A 6,514-nucleotide genomic window follows, 5' to 3' on the forward strand; every position below is an offset into this window, starting at 1 on the left:
GAAACCGGGCGGGCCGCCTATTTCGTCAGGATCAGCTTTCCGGCGCGGGTGATCCGCAGCGTGTACACCTGATCGCCCAGTTCGATCTGGGCAAGGTTGCCACCATTTGTCAGATCTTCGGCCCGATGGGCGGGAAGAACCGGTACCGCACTGGCGCTGTGTGGGGTTGGAACCTGAAGTGTCATGCCGCGGCCCCTTTCGCTGAAACGAATTGAGGGCACACAGGCTTAGCCTGAACCATTGGTCGCATGGGCGCATTTCCTTGTCTCAAATGTGTTTGCTGGCCCGATGCAAACGGGGTGGCTGGGATGAGTCTTAATCTGACTAATTTACTCATGTTTGTCAATCTCAGCCGCAACACCGGATGCGACCGCATACCATTTGAAATTCGCATGTATGAATGCGATGATGTTGCAAATCAGAATTCAAAGGAGATCCCGCAATGACGATTACCCGGCGGACCATCCTGCAGGGCGCGGGCGCAAGCCTTGCTTTGGCCGGACTTGGCGCGCGCAGCGCCTGGGCATCAACCGAACTCAACTTTGGCAACGCAAAGCTGCAAACCCTGTCGGACGGCCATCTCAGCCTGCCAGCCGATTTCATCTTTGGCCCAATGCCAAAAGACAAACTGGCCCCGATTCTTGAAACCTACAAGATCCCAGAAGGCGCGTTGACACCAGAATGCAACCTGACGCTGCTGCGCGATGGAGAGCGGGTCATTCTGTTCGACACTGGTGCGGGATCAACCTTTCAACCCTCAGCCGGCAAGCTGACCGAAGCCCTGGACGCCGCCGAAATCGCGCCCGAAGACGTGACCCATGTCGTGTTCACCCACGCCCATCCCGATCACATCTGGGGCGTGCTGGACGACTTTGATGACCCGTTTTTCTACGAAGCCGAACACATGATCGGCAAGGCCGAGTGGGACTACTGGTATGACCCGGCCACGGTCGACAGCATCGACAGTTCGCGCACCGCCTTTGCGGTCGGCGCCAAACGAAGGCTGGAAGCGTTGGAAGACGCGATTACGTTCTTCGACGACGGCGAAGAAGTCCTGCCCGGCATCATGGCGCATGGCACCTATGGTCACACACCCGGCCACATGGCTTTTGAACTGCGCTCGGGCAGTGAAAGCGTAATGGTTGTCGGCGACGCCATCGGCAATCACCATGTTGCCTTTGCGCGGCCTGACTGGAACTCAGGCTCGGATCAGGATCAGCCGATGGCGGCGGCGACGCGGGTCAAACTGCTGGATCAGATCGCCCATGACCAGATGCGCATGGTCGGCTTTCACCTGCCCGGTGGCGGCCTGGGTCGTGTCGAACGCGACGGCGACACCTATCGCTTTGTCTCCGAAGGCGCGTAACCTACACGCCTTCGGACTCAGCCTGCCGGGTTACCCGGCAGGTGCCATCAAGACGTCACCATAGGCCTCGCGCAGCTTGTTCTTCTGCACCTTTCCCGTGGCCCCCACGGGCAGCTCATCAACAAAGATGATCTTGTCGGGCATCTGCCAGCCAGCGACCTTTTCGTTGTAGAACGCGATCAGCTCTTCTTCGGACGGGGCCTGACCGGGCACCGGCACGGCAATCACCACCGGCCGCTCGGCCCATTTTTCATGCATGGCCGCGATGGCCGCCGCATTGGCGATACCGGGATGCGCGATGGCGATGTTTTCCAGTTCAACAGTCGAGATCCATTCGCCACCCGACTTGATGATGTCCTTGGACCGGTCACGAATGATCAGATAGCCATCGGCGTCAATCGACGCGACATCGCCAGTGTCGAACCAGCCATCATCGGTCAGCGCATCTTCGCCCTTGCCGTAATAGGTATCGATGATCCAATGCCCGCGAATATGCAATTCGCCCTGCGCCTCGCCGTCTTCGGGCAGCACTTCACCGTTTTCATCCACGATGCGCAGTTCAACCCCCCAGGGCGGACGCCCCTGCCCGCGCCGGATGACTTCTTTTTCCGCCTCGGTCATGTCCGAATGCTTCTGCAACAACTGGTTCAGCGACCCCAGCGGGCTGGTTTCTGTCATCCCCCAGGCGTGGACCAGATCGACACCGAAGTTATCGCGGAATTCGGGGATCATCGATGGCGGCAAGGCCGATCCACCGACCAGAGTGCGGGTCATGCTGGCCGCCTTTGATCCGGTCTCTTTCAGCGCATCCAGCAGCATCATCCAGATCGTCGGCACGCCCAGCGACATGGTCACGCGTTCTTCGTCGATCAGCTTGACCAGATGCGGGCCGGACAGATCCGGACCCGGCAATACGACGCGTGCACCAACCGCAGCGGCGGCATATGGCACTCCCCATGCATTGGCATGGAACATGGGCACAACAGGCAACAACGTGTCGGTGGCCGACAAGGCCAGCCCATCCACGGTATTGGCCCCCAACGTGTGCAATATGGTCGAGCGGTGCGTATACTCCACCCCCTTGGGATTGCCCGTGGTCCCGGACGTGTAACACAGCCCCGACGCGCGGGTTTCATCGATCTCGGGCCAGACATAGTCCGGATCACCGCCATCGGTCAGATCGTCATAGAACAGCAGCCCCTCTATCGCTTCGGCGGCGGCAGCATCAGGCGGCCCCATCAAAACGAAATGGTGCACGCTGCCCAGATGCGGCTTCAGCTTGGCCACCATCGGCGTGAACGTGGCATCAAAGAACAGCACCTCGTCTGCCGCATCATTGATGATGTATGTCATCTGCTCGGGCGTCAGGCGCGGGTTGATCGTATGGGTGACACGACCACTGCCCGCGCCGCCGAAATAGATCTCAAGATGGCGGCGGTTGTTCCAGGCCAGCGTGCCCAGCCGGGCCCCATCCGTTACCCCCAGCTTGTCCAGCCCCGAGGCCAGTTGCCGGGCCTTGGCGTCAATTCCGGCCCAGTTCGTGCGCGTTGTCGATCCGTCGGTTTCAACCGATACAACCTCGGTCGCGCCGTGATAGCGCGCCGCATGCGCCACCAGCGAGCTGACGTTCAGCTGCTTGTGCATCATCTTGCCACCCATGGGCGGTCTCCTCCCTTTCATTCCTGTTTCGCCGATGGTCCTCCACCGCGGCGATCCGGTCCTGTGTCTACAAGACGGCAGAAGGTTAATGTAGGCAAGACACCGTGTTGGGCAAGATGCGGGGGAAGCGGCACAATTTTGTCAGGACGAACAAAAAAACCCGGCCCTGTGACAGGCCGGGCGCAGTAACAGCCGTGAGTGGCTTTTTTGAAAGACAGACCGATTACTGAGTGACGGACAGACCCAGAAGACGCCAGACCTGCATGCCTCCGCGATAGTAATAGATGCGCTCGGCCGGGTATCCGGCTTCGATCATGCGGCGCGCCGCAGACGGAGATTGTCCGCACCACGGGCCATTGCAGAACAGTGCGACGGGCTTGGCGTTTTCACAGTCGAAGCCTTCGAAATCGACCTCGCACCCCAGTTCGTCCAGTCGGTCCTTGGCCTCGGTATAGGGGATGTTGATCGCCCCGGGAATCGTGCCGCCTTCGTAATTCGACACCACGCGGCTATCGACAACAATGGCGTCCGGGTCTTGCAGCATCGCAATCAGCTCAAGCTCGCCGATGGTGGTGACCCCGTCGGCGGGGGTCATCGGCTGAATGCAAAACGGTGGGCAGGCCCGCGATGTGCGCGCCCATTCACCGGTGACCTCGTTCGCGTTGTCCTGAATCCGCGAAATCGTTACCGGACCTTCCGCTGTTTCGACGATCGCCTCTTGCATATCGCGCCCGATCCCGACCGGGTCGGCCCATGCGGGCACGGCCAAAGCCAGCGCCAAAGCGCCCCAAACCGCCAGTTTCATATCCGGATCTCCCCTCAGCGAACCACGTGCACGGCACAGGCCGCATGGCGCACAACCTGCGCAGCAGTCGACCCCAGCAGCAGATCCTGCATGCCCGGACGATGCGACGCCACGATGATCAGATCCGGCTTGTTTTCCGTCGCCCAATCCAGAATCGACCGTCCGGAATGGCCTTCGATGACAACACCCTTGGCGTTGGGCAACTGTGCCGCCAATTCATCCAGCTGCGACTGAATAGCGGCGCGCGCTTCGCGCAGATAATCCGCGGGCATATAGGAAATCGCATAGCCGGGGATATGTTCGACCACATGCAGCAGGGTGACCTTGGCATTTGGCGTCGCCAGCAGTTCCGCCAGCTTTAGTGGCGCACTTGTGTCGCGCTCTGAATCGAACGCAATCGGGACGAGGATATTGTGATACATTTTGAAGTTCTCCTTCCAACCTGATCAATGATGTACTGTTCAGATATGTTTGACATTGATCCAAATCATACCCCGTCCGGCGGCATCAAAAGGCCCAAGGTCAAGTCCGGTCAGGCCCTGAACGTATCAACCACGTCGTACATCACCGGCTCAAAGCTTTTGCACAACCCGCTGATCTTGCGATTGCGTTCTCGCATTTCAGGCCTGCGCAGCATGGCCTGAAAATCTTCGCGCCGATCCCACTGTGAATAATTGGCAATCCGGGTCTGGGCATCATTCACATGCAATCCCGCCGCAATAAATCCGGGCTGTTTGGAAATGAAATCAGCATAGGCTGCCGTCAGCGCGTCCAGCAGATCCTGACAGGTGCCCGGAGTCATCTCGAACGTGGTAATTACGGTCTGAACGGTGTTCGATTTGGAAATGGTCGGCATTGGCTCCTCCTTGGTGGCTGAGCCGATGCTATCACAGGTTTTCCAATGTCGCCTGTACTTCGGCGACCAGCCGTTTCACTTCGTCATGTGCCGGACCTTTCGGAGCTTCCAGCGCCGCGCGCCCCTGCCCCAGCGTTTCGGCATAGACCACCCGGTTCGCCATCGGCACCTGGGCCACCTGCGCCTCCAGTTCGGCGGCTTTGCTGGCCACATCCGCCGCCAGTCGCGTTCCGGCCCGGTTGCGGGTCATCACGATCATCGCGGGTTTGCGTTCGCGGTCTGCCAGATACAGCACGGTTTCAACCGCCCACAGATCCAGATGAGAGGTCGCAACCGGCACCAGAACCAGATCCGAGGCCCTAAGTGCCGGTCTCAGATCACTATCTGCCTTGGGCGGCGTGTCGATGATGACAATGTCATGGGCATCGGCCAGCTTGCGCACCTCATAGGTCACCCCCCAGGCCGAGGCCGTGGAAAATTCGATATCCGGGGTGTCCATCGCCTCCATCCGCGTCATGAACCAGCGTCCGGCGCTGCCTTGCGGATCCGTATCCATCAGCGCGACCGACTTGCCCGCCTTGGCAAATCCCACGGCAAGATTGACCGCCAGCGTGGTCTTGCCCGATCCGCCCTTTTGCTGAGCAACTGTAATGACGTGTCCCAAGGCTTCTCCGATCCGCGCTGTCCTACGGACTAGACCTGTGCAAAAGCCCGCGTGCAAGGCGAAAAAAGGCCGCAACGCGCGCGGCCTGACGCACATAAAACCAACCTATCGCGGAAAAAACTGCCTGACCGCCCGCCAGAAAAACCTGAAAGACACGTCTCCAATTCGTGAAAACAGACAGTGGAATGATTTGAGGTCAATTGACACTATCCCAGCTTGGTTGACACAAGTTTCAATTCGTGATCCCTTTGATACAACAAAAAAATACCACAGGAAAACTCTCCGGGATAAGATCGAGAGTAAAACACACAATAATCTCACGTGTCAAAAAGTCACGCGGCTGCGCCCGCCTGACAGCTCAGCCCCCCTACATCAAAAACCCACTGACCAAAAGAAAACCATAGGTCATTGACAAGGAAGCCAGTCTTGCCAGCAATTTTCACAATTCCCCGCAACAGCAGCTATACGATTCTGGAGGCAATCGAAACGTTCAATAATGACCTCACCAACGAGTACATTTTGGTTTTCAACTCGAATGAGTTTACCGGCGGGGGAACTTTGGGTAATCAGTCAGTTCTCTTTTCATTTTTTGGCTCCGATCTGGACAATCAGCAGTTGGCCGGAGTGATTGACACATACACTTTTTCGATTGGCGGGCAACAAGTCGTTGAAATGAATGGCCTGAACATAACGTTGTACGCGCTTACGCTCGCATCTGTGTACGCGTCAGACGGAACCGACCCTGCCGCCGTCGAAAAACTTTTTCTCGACCGCGACTGGGAATTTCATCTCACCGATCAGAACGATATCGCAACGCAGGGAATGGCCTTCGGTCCCGGGAACACTTTCAATCCGATCGGAGACGACATTTTTTGGGGGTATGGCGGAAACGACAACCTTTTCGGTGGTGATGGCGACGACACGATGCATGGCGGTAACGGTGCCGACATTCTAAGTGGCGGCGACGGCGAAGATGAACTGAACGGGGACGATGGCGACGATACCTTGAATGGCGGCGACGGTGCTGACGAATTGTCTGGCAGCGACGGCAAGGATGAGCTTAACGGCGACGACGGCAACGACGAGTTGGACGGCGGCGACGGCAAGGACAAGCTGAACGGCGGGGGCGGTAATGACACTCTGATTGGTGGCGGCGATAATGAC

8 protein-coding genes are annotated in these 6,514 nt (G+C 58.3%); 2 read left to right on the forward strand and 6 right to left on the reverse strand.

Features of this window, described 5'->3' with window-relative positions:
* Window positions 1-17: 17 nt before the first annotated feature.
* On the reverse strand, window positions 18-185 hold the full coding sequence (gene hemP / locus FOY56_RS04225; RefSeq protein WP_146344536.1) for a hemin uptake protein HemP: 168 nt from the start codon (window positions 183-185) through the stop codon (window positions 18-20).
* Between the two features lie 257 nt (window positions 186-442).
* Between hemP and FOY56_RS04230 the strand changes: the two genes are divergently transcribed.
* Window positions 443-1,366: an MBL fold metallo-hydrolase gene (locus tag FOY56_RS04230; protein ID WP_146344537.1), complete on the forward strand. Its 924-nt coding sequence runs from the start codon at window positions 443-445 to the stop codon at window positions 1,364-1,366.
* 30 nt (window positions 1,367-1,396) lie between these two features.
* On the opposite strand, the gene FOY56_RS04235 is transcribed toward FOY56_RS04230, so the two are convergent.
* The 5 genes from FOY56_RS04235 to parA all read right to left on the reverse strand — a co-directional run bounded on the left by FOY56_RS04235 (window position 1,397) and on the right by parA (window position 5,350).
* Window positions 1,397-3,025 (reverse strand): long-chain fatty acid--CoA ligase, encoded by a 1,629-nt coding sequence (locus FOY56_RS04235; RefSeq protein ID WP_146344538.1) that lies wholly within the window; start codon window positions 3,023-3,025, stop codon window positions 1,397-1,399.
* A 223-nt stretch (window positions 3,026-3,248) separates the two neighbouring features.
* The gene (locus FOY56_RS04240) at window positions 3,249-3,830 is read right to left on the reverse strand and encodes a rhodanese-like domain-containing protein (protein ID WP_146344539.1); all 582 of its coding nucleotides are present in this window, start codon (window positions 3,828-3,830) and stop codon (window positions 3,249-3,251) included.
* 14 nt (window positions 3,831-3,844) lie between these two features.
* On the reverse strand, window positions 3,845-4,252 hold the full coding sequence (locus FOY56_RS04245; protein WP_146344540.1) for a universal stress protein: 408 nt from the start codon (window positions 4,250-4,252) through the stop codon (window positions 3,845-3,847).
* Window positions 4,253-4,362: 110 nt separating this feature from the next.
* A complete protein-coding gene (locus tag FOY56_RS04250) occupies window positions 4,363-4,686 on the reverse strand; it encodes an antibiotic biosynthesis monooxygenase family protein (RefSeq protein WP_146344541.1) in 324 nt (107 codons plus the stop codon).
* A 31-nt stretch (window positions 4,687-4,717) separates the two neighbouring features.
* A complete protein-coding gene (gene parA, locus FOY56_RS04255) occupies window positions 4,718-5,350 on the reverse strand; it encodes a ParA family partition ATPase (RefSeq protein WP_246139402.1) in 633 nt (210 codons plus the stop codon).
* 426 nt (window positions 5,351-5,776) lie between these two features.
* On the opposite strand from parA, the gene FOY56_RS04260 reads away from it, so the two are divergent.
* A partial coding sequence (locus tag FOY56_RS04260) for a calcium-binding protein (RefSeq protein WP_425468352.1) occupies window positions 5,777-6,514 on the forward strand: 738 nt, incomplete at its 3' end.

Source organism: Falsiphaeobacter marinintestinus, assembly GCF_007923355.1.
In the GTDB taxonomy this organism is placed as follows: Bacteria; Pseudomonadota; Alphaproteobacteria; order Rhodobacterales; family Rhodobacteraceae; genus Phaeobacter_A; species Phaeobacter_A marinintestinus.